The sequence below is a fragment of the Pseudomonas sp. Pseusp9 genome (genome assembly GCF_059491265.1).
This window is the reverse complement of the sequence record NZ_CP168500.1, coordinates 4,680,203-4,694,487: the sequence shown is the minus strand read 5'-3', so window position 1 is coordinate 4,694,487 and position 14,285 is coordinate 4,680,203. Positions and strand designations below refer to the sequence as shown.

Genomic DNA, 14,285 nt, shown 5'->3' with positions numbered 1-14,285 from the left:
CATGCTGCAACTGATCCTCGGCGGCGCCCGCTCCGGCAAGAGTCGCCTGGCTGAAAAACTCGCCATCGACAGTGCTCTGGCCGTGACCTACATCGCCACCAGCCAGCCGCTGGACGGCGAAATGAGCGAGCGGGTGGCCCATCACCGCGCCCGTCGTCCAGCCGAATGGGCATTGATCGAAGAACCCGTGGAACTGGCCAGGGTGCTGCGCGAATCCGCCCGTACCGACAGTTGCCTGCTGGTGGATTGCCTGACCCTGTGGCTGACCAACCTGCTGATGCTCGACGATGCCAAGCGCCTGGCGGCCGAGCGTGATGCCTTGCTGGACTGCCTGGCGTCGCTGCCGGGTGAAATCATTTTTGTCAGCAACGAGACCGGAATGGGTGTCGTGCCGCTGGGCGAATTGACTCGCCGTTATGTCGATGAGGCCGGTTGGCTGCATCAAGCTCTGGCTGAGCGCTGTCAGCGTGTCGTCCTGACCGTCGCCGGCCTGCCCCTGACTCTTAAAGGAACTGCGTTATGACTCAATCCTGGTGGCTGAACCCGAGCAAGCCGGTCGATACCCAAGTGGTCGAACAGGCACAGGCACGGCAACAGCAACTGACCAAGCCGGCCGGCTCCCTCGGCCAGTTGGAGTCAGTGGCGGTGCAACTGGCGGGTTTGCAGGGGCGGGTCAAACCGAGCATGGAGCAGGTGTGGATCGCGATTTTTGCCGGCGACCATGGCGTCGTCGCCGAGGGTGTGTCGGCGTTTCCCCAGGAAGTCACCGGGCAGATGCTGCACAACTTCGTCAACGGCGGTGCGGCTATCAGCGTACTGGCGCGGCAACTGGGCGCTTCCCTTGAAGTGGTGGACCTGGGCACGGTAACGCCGTCGCTGAAGCTGCCGGGTGTGCGCCACCTGAACATCGGCCCGGGCACGGCGAATTTTGCACAGGGTCCGGCCATGACCGAGGCGCAGGGGCAACGTGCCTTGCAAGCTGGCCGTGACAGCGTGCAGCGGGCAATGGCCAGCGCTGCGCAGCTGTTTATCGGTGGCGAAATGGGCATCGGTAACACCACCGCCGCCAGCGCCCTGGCATGTGCTTTGCTCGATTGCCCGGTGGGGCATTTGACCGGGCCAGGTACCGGGCTCAACGCCGAAGGTGTCAGCCACAAGGCCCAAGTGATCGAGCGCGCCTTGGCATTGCATGGCGCACAGCGTGACGATGCCTTGCAGACCCTGTTCAACCTCGGCGGTTTCGAGATCGCCGCTCTGGTCGGTGCCTATCTCGCTTGTGCCCAGGAGGGTGTCGCGGTGTTGGTGGACGGTTTCATCTGCAGTGTCGCGGCACTGGTTGCGGTGCGCTTGAACCCGGAATGCCTTCAGTGGCTGTTGTTCGGTCATCGTGGCGCCGAGCCGGGCCATCGTCATGTGCTGGAAACCCTGAATGCGCAACCGTTGCTCGATCTTGGCCTGCGGCTTGGCGAAGGCAGTGGTGCGGCATTGGCCGTGCCGCTGCTGCGTCTGGCTTGCGATCTGCACGGGCAAATGGCGACCTTCGCCGAGGCCGCCGTGGCGGATCGTCCGGCATGACCTTGCGCCTGGATCTGTTGCGTCACGGTGAAACCGAACTCGGCGGCGGGCTGCGCGGTAGTATCGATGATGCGTTGACCAACATGGGGTGGGCGCAGATGCGCGCCGCCGTGGTCGGGCGAGGGCCTTGGGACCGGCTGGTCAGTTCGCCGTTGCAGCGTTGTGCGCGGTTTGCCGAGGAGCTCGGTGCGCAACTGGCTGTGCCGGTGCAACTGGACAGCGACCTGCAAGAGTTGCATTTCGGCACCTGGGAAGGGCAGAGCGCGGCGGCGTTGATGGAAACCGACGCACAGGCGCTGGGCTTGTTCTGGGCTGATCCCTATTCGTTCACGCCGCCTCAGGGTGAGCCGGTTGCAGACTTTTCGGCACGGGTGCTGAAAGCGCTGGAGCGTTTGCATGCGACCTTTCCCGATGAGCGCATTTTGCTGATCAGCCACGGCGGAGTGATGCGATTGTTGCTGGCACAGGCTCGCGGGCTGCCGCGAGAGCAACTGCTTAACGTTGAGGTCGGGCATGGCGCCGTGTTTTCGCTGACGCTGGAGTCCGCTGGCTTGTTGAAGGAAGTGCTCTGACCATGCTGCCGTTCTGGATTGCCTTGCAGTTTCTCAGCAGCCTGCCGATTCGCCTTCCCGGCATGCCTGAACCCCGGGAGCTGGGGCAGTCGCTGCTGTTTTATCCGCTCGTGGGATTGCTCTTTGGCTCGATTCTGTGGGCGGTGAGCTGGCTGTTGCTCGGCACGCCGACGTTGCTGCACGCGGCGTTGCTGCTGAGCGTTTGGGTCTTGCTCAGTGGCGGGTTGCATCTGGATGGCCTGGCGGACAGCGCCGATGCCTGGCTCGGCGGTTTTGGCGATCGTGAGCGTACGCTGACCATCATGAAAGACCCGCGCAGCGGGCCGATCGCCGTGGTGACGCTGGTGCTGGTGTTGTTGCTTAAATTCACCGCACTGCTGGCGTTGACCGAGCAAGCGCATTCGCTCGCCTTGATCATCGTGCCGTTGATAGGGCGCAGCGCATTGCTCGGCCTGTTCCTGAGCACGCCGTATGTGCGTGCCGGTGGTCTGGGGCAGGCGCTGGCCGATCATCTTCCGCGTTCGGCGGGCAAGCAGGTGCTGGTGGCCAGCGCACTGGTCTGTGTGTTGATCGCCGGCCTCAGTGGTGTGCTGGCGCTGGTGTTGGCTGTGTTGGGGTTTGTCTGGTTGCGGCAGGTGATGCTGCGGCGCCTGGGCGGCACGACGGGGGACACGGCGGGGGCAATGCTGGAGTTGCTGGAAGTTGCAGTGCTGGTAGGCTTGGCGCTGTCCTGACTGTTACTGCGGTTCTGTAACTTGATTTAAACGACTCGCGGGTATATACACGCACCATGCTCGATTCCCAATGTTTATGCATCAACCTGCGTCGCGCCGCCCGTGGCGTCAGCAGGCATTACGACGGCGCTCTCGACGGCTTCGGGATCAACGTTGCGCAGTATTCTTTGCTGTGCAATCTGCAGCGTCTGGATCAGCCGAGCATCTCGGCCCTGGCCGAGGCCATGGGGCTGGATCGCAGCACCTTGGGGCGCAATTTGCGGGTGCTGGAGGGTGACGGCCTGGTGACGCTGGTCGAGGGCGAGGACATGCGCAATCGCATCGTCCTGCTGACCGAGGCCGGGGCAGCGCGTCTCAAGGCTGCCTTGCCGGCCTGGGAAGCCGCACAGCAGCGTTTGATCGATCGCCTGGGTGCCGAGAAGCGCGAAACCTTATTGAAGCTGCTGGACGAACTGGCATGAAGCCGGTTTTTCCGATCTTAAGCGGGTATATACCCGCTACTGGAGAATAACAATGACATCGATGTGGCGTACTTGCGGCTGGGTTCTGTTGGGGAGTGCGCTGATCCTTGCGTTGTCTCTGGGCGTTCGACATGGCTTCGGGCTGTTTCTGGCGCCGATGAGCGCCGAGTTCGGCTGGGGCCGTGAAGTCTTTGCCTTCGCCATCGCCTTGCAGAACCTGATCTGGGGCCTTGCTCAGCCATTCACCGGTGCGTTGGCCGACCGCTTCGGCGCGGCAAAAGTGGTGCTGATCGGTGGCGTCCTGTACGCGGTGGGGCTGATTTGCATGGGGCTCTCCGATTCGGCGATGACCTTGTCGCTGAGCGCCGGCCTGCTGATCGGCATCGGGCTGTCCGGTACGTCGTTCTCGGTGATCCTGGGGGTGGTCGGTCGTGCAGTGCCGCCGGAAAAACGCAGCATGGGCATGGGCATCGCCAGTGCTGCCGGTTCGTTCGGCCAGTTCGCGATGTTGCCCGGCACACTCGGTTTGATCGGCTGGCTTGGCTGGTCCGCAGCGCTGCTGGCGCTGGGCTTGCTGGTGGCGCTGATCGTGCCGCTGGTGAGCATGCTCAAGGACAAGCCGCTGCCAGTCCTGGGTCACGAACAGACCCTTGGCGAAGCGCTGCGCGAAGCCTGCTCTCACTCCGGATTCTGGCTGCTGGCGTTCGGCTTTTTCGTGTGCGGATTCCAGGTGGTGTTCATCGGTGTGCACTTGCCGGCCTATCTGGTGGATCAGCATCTTCCGGCGACGGTCGGCACCACGGTGCTGGCGCTGATCGGCTTGTTCAACATTTTCGGCACCTACACCGCTGGATGGCTTGGCGGGCGAATGTCCAAGCCGCGTTTGCTCACTGGTTTGTACGTGCTGCGGGCGGTGGTCATTGCGTTGTTCCTGTGGGCGCCGGTGACCACCACCTCGGCCTACCTGTTCGGCATGGCCATGGGCTTCCTGTGGCTGTCGACGGTGCCGTTGACCAACGGTACGGTGGCGACCTTGTTCGGTGTGCGAAACCTGTCCATGCTGGGTGGGATCGTTTTCCTGTTTCATCAGCTCGGTTCGTTCCTGGGCGGCTGGCTGGGTGGCGTGGTGTACGACCGTACCGGCAACTATGACCTGATCTGGCAGGTCGCGATTCTCTTGAGCCTGTTGGCCGCCGCCCTGAACTGGCCGGTGCGTGAACGGCCGGTGGCGCGTCTGCAAACACAAATGAGTGCGACATGAACAGCCTTTGGCCACGGATCACGATACTTGCCGTCTGCGCGTTGCTGCTCGCCGTAGTGTGGTGGGGCTGGCATCAGGGCGGGCTGGCGCTTTTGCAGTTGGGCATGGGGACTTGCTAGCGGGATGGCGGGGCGAGTAACGTCGAACCCCGACGAACTCCCAAGGATGTCCCGAGATGCTGATGCGCTGTCTGGCAGTTCCCGCGTTACTGGTCGCGTTTTCCGGGTTGGCTCACGCGGCAGGTTGCCCGGATCTTTTGCAAGGCTCGTTGCCCAAGCTGCGTGCCAAGGAATCCATCGACTTGTGCCAGCGCTTTGCCGGTAAGCCGTTGGTGGTGGTCAATACCGCAAGTTTCTGTGGCTTTGCTCCGCAGTTCAAAGGCCTTGAGGCGCTGAATCAGCGCTTCAAGGATCAAGGGCTGGAGGTGATAGGCGTGCCGTCCAATGACTTCAAGCAGGAGTCAAAGGATGGCGCCGAGACTGCCAAGGTCTGCTACGTCAACTATGGCGTGACCTTCACCATGACCGAGCCGCAAAAGGTTCGTGGCGACGATGCGACGCATTTGTTCAAGGTCCTCGCCAGTCAAGCCAGCGCGCCGAAGTGGAATTTCTACAAGTACGTGGTGGATCGCCAAGGCAAGGTGATCGCCAGTTTCTCCAGCCTGACCAAGCCGGATGATCCCGAGTTCATTGCCGCGGTGGAAAAAGCCCTGGCTTCGCCGCCGCTCGTTTCGACCCCCTGATCGACACCCATTAAAAAGCCCCGCCTCTGTGAAGAGAGCGGGGCTTTTTTGATTCGGGTGGCGAGCGGTTCAGGCTCGCCGGGAATCATCAGAAGCGGTAGGTCGCACCGAGACCGAAACCGTTTGCGTAGTTTTCATACTTGGCGTTGTAGCGTTGGTTACGGACGTCGTCGTTTTTGTTGTCGACCTTGACCGACTCTTCGCGCAGGTACGAATACGCCAGGTCGATGGTCAGGTCGTCGGTCGGGCTCCAGCCGGCGCCCACGCTGAATGCCTTGCGATCGCCCGTCGGGATGCGTGGGGAACGGTCGACGTTGTTGGTCGGTGCCTGGTCAACGGACAGGCCGCCACGCAGTACCCATTGCTTGTTCAACTGATAGGACGCGCCGATGGCGTGAGCCCAGGTGTCGTGCCAGTTCTGTTCTTCGGTGATGGTGCCGAACTGGCTGTTCAGAGCAGCCGGAACACCCGTGTTTTCAACGGTGATGTCTTTCAGGCGGCTCCAGCGGGTCCAGGTGCTGCCTGCATACAGAGTCCACTTGTCGTCTAGCTGGTGAGTGACCGAGAAGTCCACCGATTCAGGGGTGGTCAGGTCCAGCGAAGCATCGTATTTCTGATTCGGGTTCTGGCCGATCAGGCCCAGCACGCCGTAGTTGACCTTGGTGCTGCCCTCGAGCTTGTACTTCACTTTCGAGTGGTAGGTCAGGCCGACACGAGTGCTGTCGGTGGCTTGAACCAGCACGCCGATGTTGTAGCCCAGCGCGGTGTCGTCACCTGTGATCTTGACATTGCCGTCTGGCGCGGCCTGGGTGATCGACAGGCTCGATTCCAGGGTGCCGTCAATGCGGTTGATGGTCGGGCCAATACCGATGGAAACCTTGTCGTTGAAGGCGTAGCTGACAGTCGGTTGCAGGGTGACGATCTTGACTTCGCTCTTGCTGCCGAAGTAACGACCGGCAAAGCCGCTCTCGTAGTCGGTTACCAGACCGAATGGTGCGTACACGCCCACACCGACGGCCCACTTGTCGTCGATTGGCTTGACGTAGTAACCCATGGGTACGGCGATGAACGGAACCATGTCGCCTTTGTTGGTGCCGTCGTTCGGGCTGGAGCTGGCGTGGCTGATATCGGTGTGTGCGTCGATCATCGCAACACCGCCGGTGACTTGTTCGCGCTTGAGGCGCGACATGCCGGCAGGGTTGCCAAAAAGGGTGCTTGCGTCATCGGCAGCGGAAGATCGCCCGGCAAAACCTGTACCCATCCCGCTGATGCTTTGTTCGTTGACGGCAAAGCCACTTGCGAAAATCTGGGTGGATGCCATGGCAACGGCGAGACTGATACTGGTTTTGAGCATTACTTTTTTCATTATTAGAACTCCTGGTGATCACCGGGGCGAAAATTACCAACATTTTCGTCCCGGCGCCATAGGCTGTATGCCTTGATTTAGAGCGGTTTTGTAGGACAATCCGACCAGATTCGCGGCGTGTTGCGCGATTTTTGGATCCAGAGGTGTCAGCAGGCTACCTGATTCAGCGGTGAAACACAGGTTTGCCAGGCGCAAGTGAAGTCACGCAGGCGCCCCTGGGGATGAAATGTCTGGCGCCAGATTCTGGCCATACCCAACAAATCATCGGGGGCGGGGAGGGGGGTATTCTGTTCTTCCACCAGGAGCCAGGCGATGGCTGTGGCGTAACGCAGGTTGACGGTCAACTCGAGGTGCGGGCCACTCAGAAACGCATGCTGGCTGGCCAGGCCGCGGACCAGGCTCGCACGTTCCGGATCAAGGGCCAGGTAATGGTCCCAAAGGGCCTGATGACGGGGCTCGGCGATGCGGTACAGGCCGTGCCCACGGCGGTCATGCAGGGCGGAACCAAGGGCGGACTGGCTGGCGGCAATGCCCAGCAGCAGGGATTCGGCAGTAGCGCTATGTTGTCCGAGATAGATCAATGTCGGACGAATCACATAGCGGCACAGTTCGCTGGCAGCGATACCCATATAACCCTCGAAACCTGAATTGGACGGCGATACCTGAAGGGGGCTTGGCAGCTGTGAATCGACTCAGGCTCGCCGCAAGCGGGTCAAGCCGCTTGAGTTGAAGTGTAGTGTCATATTCGCGCTGTAAAGGCCTGTTTTTAAAATATTTCCAGCGGCCAGTTATAACCGTTATATCGGATCGTGATTAGGCGTGGTGCGAGAGGAGGGAAACATTGGGCAATAAAAAGCCCTGCTATTTCGGCAGGGCTTTCGGGGGTTTCAGCCTTTCTGGCGTTTCAGGCAACCAGTGCCTGACGGGTACGCTCGATCACGGCCTGCAGCGGCTCGGCGCTGGAGTATTGATCGGGGTACAGGCGTTCGCTGTGACGAGCGATGCCGTGTTCGTTGACCAGGGTGAAGCTGAAGCAGCCTTTGCGAGCCGCCATGATCAGGCAGTTCATTGGTGCAAACGCGTTGGTTAGGGTGCGAATGGCATCCTGAGTCTGGATTTGAGTAGACATTATTGGGTGTTCCTACAAATGACACGGATAAGAACCGTGCAGCGTTAAAACGTTCCAGTAACGTCGATCACCATTGATCGAACGAAGAACCCGACTGGAACAAAGCAGCCAGTTTGAAGCGCTGACAAGTTGGCGCGCTTGGGCTGGCAGGTAGGTACTTAGGAGGGCAGGCAACACATCGAGGGCAAAGGTTCTGGGCCCGGGGTGAAGATCCTGATCAATTTGCAGGTTGGTTCGAGCAGAGTAGACAGGCGGAACAGCACCCTTTGCTTTCGATTCAAAGGTGGTGTTGGCGCAAGATTTACCTGGAAACCATCGAGGTGGTCGATCCCGCTTGTTCGGTGGAGGCTTCCGTCGGGAAGGCTGACCGGGGGGATTTGTTCGACCAGAATTGACTTTCAGCTTGGTACTAACGCCGCGGATACTAACGGATTGAACTGGTTAAGGGAAGTGTGCTAGCGAAAAAATTTCCCGGCAGGTGCCTGATCGGGCCGTTTTGCCCTGTAGAGAGGTGGGCATAAAGCTGTGCTGCCTACGATCGATACGCCCTGTTTCAGGACAAAATCCGACCACCGGTTATCGAAGTTTGCAGCAGCGCGGTTGTCTAGATGCCGGGTTTGCCAGGGTTTATCCCCAGGCATGACAAAAAATGCGCCGAAGAAGTGCATCGATATAACCGTCGCAAAGGCACTTGTGCACATTAGTTGCGCAGCCTGTCACCCCGCTGTCATCTCATGTTCAAGCGCAATGGCTGCCTGTAACCAAAATTTAAGTCAATGAAAAACATCGCTTTTTTTTACTGGTGAAAAAATCGTCAGTTTGACTGCGAGCCCCATTCCACACGGCTTTGAGCGGGTTCAAGAGCGGTTGTCCACTGAGTTATCCACAGCTTCTGTGGATTGTCCCGAGCGCTTGCTCTAGGACGGGCGTGCCGGGATATTTTCAGCTTTACCTGTAAGAAAAAGAGAGTAAAGTTGCGCGCCTTCCGATCTGCCCCACAGTGCTTTATGAAGTTTCGCTCAGCCCCTGTTTCCTCTTCCTCCACTTCACCCTCTGTTGCCCCTACCAAGCGCTTTTCCATGCGCGTGGCAGAGTGGCTGCTGGACAGCCCGCATCTGGGCGAAAACCGTAACGTCAAACACATCGCCGGACGCCTGCTAAAGCAACCGGCCCGTGAAGGCGTGGTGGCTGCGCAAAGTCGCCTTGGCCAGTTGATGTGCCGGGAATGCGGGAATGCCCGGGACCGCCGGATCGGTCAGGACCTGCTGCGTCAGGCCGCTCGGGCAGGTGATCGCCGTGCTCAACAGGAACTGGGGCTGATCGAAGACTGAGCTGTCCAAGATCAGGCGCCTTGGTTAACCTTCAGGCTTTATCCGAATGGCAGGAGTGGCTATGGCAATGGACTTGACCAGCGTATTGCTGGGTCTGGCAGCGGCTGGGTTGCCATTGCTGGTATTGGCCTGGCAACTTCAGCGTCGGGCCGGTACCACGCAAGCCGACGTTGCACTGCTGCAAGAACGCCTGGCCATGGCGCAATTGGCGCAGGACGGATTGAATGCACAAATCGAATCCAGCCGCGATGACGTCGGCGATCTGACCCAGGCAAACGCCGCCAAACAGGCTGATCTGGCTGCGCTGCGTCGTGAAGTCGAACTGCTGCAGATCGAGCGCGACGACGCCCGGGACGCCGCTCATGCGTGGAATATCGAACGCGCCGGCAAAGAAGCCGAATTGCGCCGTCTGGATGCCCAGGCCGCGTCGCTCAACGCCGAATTGCGCGAGCAGCAGGACAGTCATCAGCAACGCCTCAGCGACCTGCAAGGTTCGCGGGACGAGTTGCGTGCGCAGTTTGCCGAGCTGGCGGGGAAGATTTTCGATGAGCGCGAGCAGCGTTTTGCCGAGACCAGTCAACAGCGCCTGGGGCAGTTGCTCGATCCGCTGAAGGAGCGCATCCAGTCCTTCGAGAAACGTGTCGAGGAAAGCTATCAGAACGAGGCTCGTGAGCGTTTCTCCCTGGCGAAGGAACTGGAGCGTCTGCAACAGCTGAATTTGCGTTTGAGCGATGAGGCCACCAACCTGACCCGCGCCTTGAAAGGGCAGAAGACCCAGGGCAATTGGGGCGAGCTGATTCTTGAGCGCGTGCTCGAGCATGCGGGGCTGGAGAAGGGCCGCGAGTACCAGACTCAGGTCAATCTCAAGGGGCCGGACGGCGAGCGCTTCCAGCCGGACGTGATCATTTACCTGCCGGGCGACAAGCAGGTGGTGGTCGACTCCAAGGTCAGCCTGACGGCCTATCAGCAATACGTGGCGGCTGAGGACGAGGCCATCGGCCAGATCGCCATCAAGCAACATGTGCTGTCGTTGCGAAATCACGTCAAGGGCTTGGCCGGTAAGGATTACAAGCGCCTCGATGGCTTGCACAGCCTGGATTTCGTGTTGCTCTTCGTGCCGATCGAGGCGGCGTTTTCTGCCGCGTTGCAGGCTGAGCCGACGCTGTTTCAGGAGGCATTCGACCGCAACATCGTGATCGTCAGCCCGACCACGTTGCTGGCCACCCTGCGGGTCATCGACAGCCTGTGGAAACAGGAGCGCCAGAGCCAGAATGCCCGGGAAATCGCCGAGCGGGCCGGGTGGTTGTACGACAAGTTCGTGCTGTTCATCCAGGATCTGGACGAGGTCGGCAATCGCTTGCAGCAACTGGACAAGGCCTACAGCTCAGCACGCAACAAGCTGACAGAGGGACGGGGCAACCTGGTCAGCCGCAGTGAACAACTCAAGCTCTTGGGAGCACGAGCGAGCAAGAGCTTGCCGGCGGACTTGCTGGAGCGGGCGATGACGGATGTCGACGGGTTGGTCGAGCTGCCTGAGTAACTTCCAGCCCAAGGCTGCGTCGGAACACCGCTGGCTCCTGTGGGAGCGAGCCTGCTCGCGAAGGCGTCAGATCCATCACCACATCGCTTAAACCCTACAACGGCAAATATCGGCTCAACAACGCGCGCAACGCTGCCGGTTTCACCGGTTTGGCCAGATAGTCCAGCCCCGCGGCATGCACCTGGTCAACCGTCTCCGGCCGGCCATCGGCGCTGATCACTACCCCGGGAACCGGTTCGCCCATCTGGGTGCGCAACCAGGCCATCAAGTCGGTTCCGGTCTCGCCATGATCGAGGTGGTAGTCCACCAACGCCAATTGCGGGCGCACACCTTCGGCCAGCAGCGTTGCGCATTCTTCGCGATTGCGCGCGGTCCAGACCTGGCAACCCCAACGGCTGAGCAGGCTGTTCATGCCGATCAGGATGCTGTCCTCGTTGTCGATACACAGCACCTGCGCGCCATTGAGCAATTTGCCATTGAGTTCGGCGACTTTGACCGGCGCTGCGGTTTGCGTCCGGGCCAGCGGCACGCTGACGCTGAACACGCTACCGCGTCCCGGCCAGGAGCGAACGCGCAAGGTATGACCGAGCACGCGACATAGCCCGTCGGCAATCGCCAGCCCCAGGCCGAGGCCTTTTTCGGCCCGCGTCTGGTGGCTGTCGAGGCGCTTGAACTCTTCGAAAATCACCTGCTGTTTATCTTCCGGAATGCCTGGCCCACGGTCCCAGACTTCCAGGCTCAGCTGTTCTTTGCGCCGACGAACCCCCAGCAACACCGGCCCTTTGCCGTAGCGAAAAGCGTTGGTCAGGAAGTTCTGCAGGATCCGCCGCAACAGTTTGATGTCGCTGTCGACCCGAAGCGCACTGCCGCGAACGCGGAACTCCAGTTTTTGTTCTCGCGCCAGCACCTTGAACTCGGTACCGAGGGTGTCGAACAGTTCGTTGAGTGCGAATGGCTGGCGATTCGGGTTGATCTTGCCGTTCTCCAGGCGGGAAATGTCCAGCAGGTCGCTGATCAAGTCCTCGGCCGAGCGCAGCGAGCTGTCCAGGTGCTCGACCAGTTTCTGCGCTTCGCCGGACAAGCCATCGTCCTGATGGGAGAGGGCGGCGGAGAACAGCCGCGCAGCGTTCAGCGGTTGCATCAAGTCATGGCTGACGGCCGCGAGGAAACGGGTCTTCGACTGGTTGGCCGCCTCGGCGTTACCCTTGGCTTCGGTCAGGGCAACGTTGAGTTGCGAGAGTTCGTGGGTCCGTTCGGTCACCCGTTGCTCCAGGCCTTCGTTGGCCTCGGTCAGCGCCTGCTCGGCTTCGCGGAACGCAGTGATGTCGGTGAAACTCATGACGAAGCCACCGCCCGGCATCGGGTTGCCGATCAGCTCGATCACCCGGCCATTGGGGAACAATCGTTCGGACGTATGCGCGCGGCCCTGACGCATCCAGTGCAGGCGACGCGCGACGTGAACTTCGGCTTCGCCGGGGCCGCACAGACCACGTTCGGCATTATGGCGAATGATGTCGGCGATGGGCCGGCCAACACTGATCAAGCCGTCCGGGTAGTTGAACAGCTCCAGGTATCGACGGTTCCAGGCCACCAGTTTCAGCGACTGGTCGACCACGCTGATGCCCTGGGTGATGTTCTCGATGGCGCCTTGCAGCAAGGCGCGGTTGAATTGCAGCACCTCCGAGGCTTCGTCGGCGATGCGCACGACGTCCTCCAGTTGCATCTCCCGGCCTTCAATGGCCGCTTTTACCACCGCGCGGGTCGAAGAGGCGCCGAGCACACCGGCCAACAGGCGTTCGGTATGGGCGATCCATTCACTGTCGGCGTTCTGGTTCGGGTTGAAGCCTTTGCCCTGGCGATAGGCAAAGCGGATGAAGCTTTGACGGGCGCGCTCTTCGCCGACGAAGCGCGCCGCCAGTTGCAGCAGGTCGTCGATCTGCACCGCCAGCAGCGAGCGTGTGCTGGGGCGGGCACTGATTTCCTGGCCGATGAAACGGCCCGCTTGCCAGTGCTCGGAAACCCGGGTGCGCGACAGCACCGAGACCCAGGCGAACAGCGTGAAGTTGCCTGCCAGTGACAGCACCACGCCTTGGGTCAGCGGGGTGATCGGCAGGTTCAGCGGGTTGCTGTGCAACCAGGCCAGCCCCGGGAATGTGCTCAGGGACAGGCCGAGGCTGAGGGCGGCGATCGGCAGGATCAAGGTGTAGAACCACAGGAACGTGCCCGCGGCGAGGCCAGCGAAAACGCCACGGCGGTTGGCTTGTTTCCAGTACAGCGCACCGAGCATGGCGGGGGCCAGTTGGGTCACGGCCGCGAAGGCGATCTGGCCAATGGTCGCCAGGCTGGCGGTCGAGCCCAGCAGACGGTAACTGACGTAGGCCAGCAGCAGAATGACCACGATGCTGACGCGGCGCACCGACAACATCCACTGGCGGAACACTTCGAACGGGCGCTCGGCGTTGTTGCGACGCAGCAGCCAGGGCAACAGCATGTCGTTGGAGACCATGGTCGACAGCGCCACGCTGGCCACGATCACCATACCGGTGGCCGCCGATGCGCCACCGATAAACGCCAGCAGGGCCAGCGCCGGATGCGCCTGGGCCAGGGGCAGGCTGATCACGAACGAATCCGGCAACACGGAACTGGGCAGCATCATCTGCCCGGCCAGGGCGATCGGCACGACAAACAAGGCAGCGAGGGCGAGGTAGGCCGGGAACACCCACTTGGCGAGACGCAGATCCTGGGGGTCGATGTTCTCCACAACGGTCACGTGAAACTGCCGCGGCAAGCAAATGATCGCCATCATCGCCACGCCGGTCTGCACCACCATCGACGGCCAGTTGATGGTTTCCTTCCAGTACTGTTCGAGCCGTGGCGCCAGCATGGCCTGGTCGAACAGGTCGTCGAAACCGTCGTACAGACCGTAGGTCACGAACGCGCCAACGGCGAGAAATGCGAACAGCTTGACCAACGACTCGAAGGCAATCGCCAGCACCATGCCGCGGTGGTGCTCAGTGGCATCGAGGTTGCGGGTACCGAAGACGATGGTGAACAAGGCCAGCACCAGCGACACGATCAGTGCGGTGTCCTGGGCTCGGGTGCCCATGGCGTCGGCACCGGCGCCGATCAGCAGGTTCACGCCGAGCACAATGCCCTTGAGCTGCAGCGCGATGTAGGGCAGCACGCCGACCAGGCAAATCAGCGCCACCACCACCGCCAATGGCTGGGACTTGCCATAGCGCGCAGCGATGAAGTCGGCGATCGAGGTGATGTTCTCCTGTTTGCTGATCATCACCATTTTTTGCAGGACCCACGGCGCACCGATCAGCAACAGGATCGGCCCGAGGTAAATCGGCAGGAACGACCAGAGCTGTTCGGCGGCCTGGCCCACGGCGCCGAAGAACGTCCAGCTGGTGCAATAGACCGCCAGCGACAGGCTGTACACCCAGGCTCGCACACGCGGCGGCAAGGGCGCGCTGCGACGGTCGCCATAGAAGGCGATGGCGAACATGATGGCCATATAGGCCAGGGCGACGGCGGCGATCAGCCCGGTGGACAGCGACATGGGGACTCC

Annotated in this window: 14 protein-coding genes; 10 read left to right on the top strand and 4 right to left on the bottom strand. The window is 61.1% G+C overall.

Going from position 1 to position 14,285, the window contains the following annotated elements; translation table 11 throughout:
* Window position 1: 1 nt before the first annotated feature.
* The 8 genes from cobU to ACEN8E_RS21250 are packed head-to-tail and all read left to right on the top strand — an operon-like array spanning window position 2 to window position 5,345.
* Window positions 2-523 (top strand): bifunctional adenosylcobinamide kinase/adenosylcobinamide-phosphate guanylyltransferase, encoded by a 522-nt coding sequence (gene cobU / locus ACEN8E_RS21285; RefSeq protein ID WP_495589739.1) that lies wholly within the window; start codon window positions 2-4, stop codon window positions 521-523.
* On the top strand, window positions 520-1,575 hold the full coding sequence (gene cobT, locus ACEN8E_RS21280) for a nicotinate-nucleotide--dimethylbenzimidazole phosphoribosyltransferase (RefSeq protein WP_495589738.1): 1,056 nt from the start codon (window positions 520-522) through the stop codon (window positions 1,573-1,575). Before cobU ends, cobT begins: the two co-directional genes overlap by 4 nt.
* A complete protein-coding gene (cobC, locus tag ACEN8E_RS21275) occupies window positions 1,572-2,147 on the top strand; it encodes an alpha-ribazole phosphatase family protein (protein WP_495589737.1) in 576 nt (191 codons plus the stop codon). Before cobT ends, cobC begins: the two co-directional genes overlap by 4 nt.
* A 2-nt stretch (window positions 2,148-2,149) precedes the next feature.
* Window positions 2,150-2,881: an adenosylcobinamide-GDP ribazoletransferase gene (locus ACEN8E_RS21270; RefSeq protein WP_495589736.1), complete on the top strand. Its 732-nt coding sequence runs from the start codon at window positions 2,150-2,152 to the stop codon at window positions 2,879-2,881.
* 56 nt (window positions 2,882-2,937) lie between these two features.
* On the top strand, window positions 2,938-3,342 hold the full coding sequence (locus tag ACEN8E_RS21265; RefSeq protein WP_495589735.1) for a MarR family winged helix-turn-helix transcriptional regulator: 405 nt from the start codon (window positions 2,938-2,940) through the stop codon (window positions 3,340-3,342).
* Between the two features lie 52 nt (window positions 3,343-3,394).
* A complete protein-coding gene (locus ACEN8E_RS21260; RefSeq protein WP_495589734.1) occupies window positions 3,395-4,603 on the top strand; it encodes an MFS transporter in 1,209 nt (402 codons plus the stop codon).
* Window positions 4,600-4,722 (top strand): hypothetical protein, encoded by a 123-nt coding sequence (locus ACEN8E_RS21255; RefSeq protein ID WP_269058862.1) that lies wholly within the window; start codon window positions 4,600-4,602, stop codon window positions 4,720-4,722. Before ACEN8E_RS21260 ends, ACEN8E_RS21255 begins: the two co-directional genes overlap by 4 nt.
* 56 nt (window positions 4,723-4,778) lie before the next feature.
* Complete coding sequence (locus tag ACEN8E_RS21250; RefSeq protein ID WP_495589733.1) at window positions 4,779-5,345, top strand: glutathione peroxidase; 567 nt, start codon at window positions 4,779-4,781, stop codon at window positions 5,343-5,345.
* An 88-nt stretch (window positions 5,346-5,433) separates the two neighbouring features.
* Here the strand turns inward: ACEN8E_RS21250 and ACEN8E_RS21245 are convergent, their stop codons facing one another.
* The 3 genes from ACEN8E_RS21245 to ACEN8E_RS21235 form a co-directional block, all read right to left on the bottom strand.
* Window positions 5,434-6,711: an OmpP1/FadL family transporter gene (locus ACEN8E_RS21245; RefSeq protein ID WP_495589732.1), complete on the bottom strand. Its 1,278-nt coding sequence runs from the start codon at window positions 6,709-6,711 to the stop codon at window positions 5,434-5,436.
* A gap of 146 nt (window positions 6,712-6,857) precedes the next feature.
* Window positions 6,858-7,340 carry a hypothetical protein gene (locus ACEN8E_RS21240; protein WP_057399385.1) on the bottom strand — a complete coding sequence of 161 codons (483 nt, stop codon included), beginning with the start codon at window positions 7,338-7,340 and terminating at the stop codon, window positions 6,858-6,860.
* A 275-nt stretch (window positions 7,341-7,615) separates the two neighbouring features.
* Window positions 7,616-7,840 (bottom strand): hypothetical protein, encoded by a 225-nt coding sequence (locus ACEN8E_RS21235; protein ID WP_008051046.1) that lies wholly within the window; start codon window positions 7,838-7,840, stop codon window positions 7,616-7,618.
* Window positions 7,841-8,847: 1,007 nt separating this feature from the next.
* Here ACEN8E_RS21235 and ACEN8E_RS21230 point away from each other — a divergent pair.
* Together ACEN8E_RS21230 and ACEN8E_RS21225 are read left to right on the top strand one after the other, a co-directional pair.
* Window positions 8,848-9,171, top strand: coding sequence for an SEL1-like repeat protein (locus ACEN8E_RS21230; RefSeq protein ID WP_057399384.1), 324 nt, complete (start codon window positions 8,848-8,850; stop codon window positions 9,169-9,171).
* A 175-nt stretch (window positions 9,172-9,346) separates the two neighbouring features.
* Window positions 9,347-10,711, top strand: coding sequence for a DNA recombination protein RmuC (locus ACEN8E_RS21225; protein ID WP_495593366.1), 1,365 nt, complete (start codon window positions 9,347-9,349; stop codon window positions 10,709-10,711).
* A 94-nt stretch (window positions 10,712-10,805) separates the two neighbouring features.
* Here the strand turns inward: ACEN8E_RS21225 and ACEN8E_RS21220 are convergent, their stop codons facing one another.
* Window positions 10,806-14,276: a hybrid sensor histidine kinase/response regulator gene (locus ACEN8E_RS21220; protein ID WP_495589731.1), complete on the bottom strand. Its 3,471-nt coding sequence runs from the start codon at window positions 14,274-14,276 to the stop codon at window positions 10,806-10,808.
* Between the last annotated feature and the right edge of the window lie 9 nt (window positions 14,277-14,285).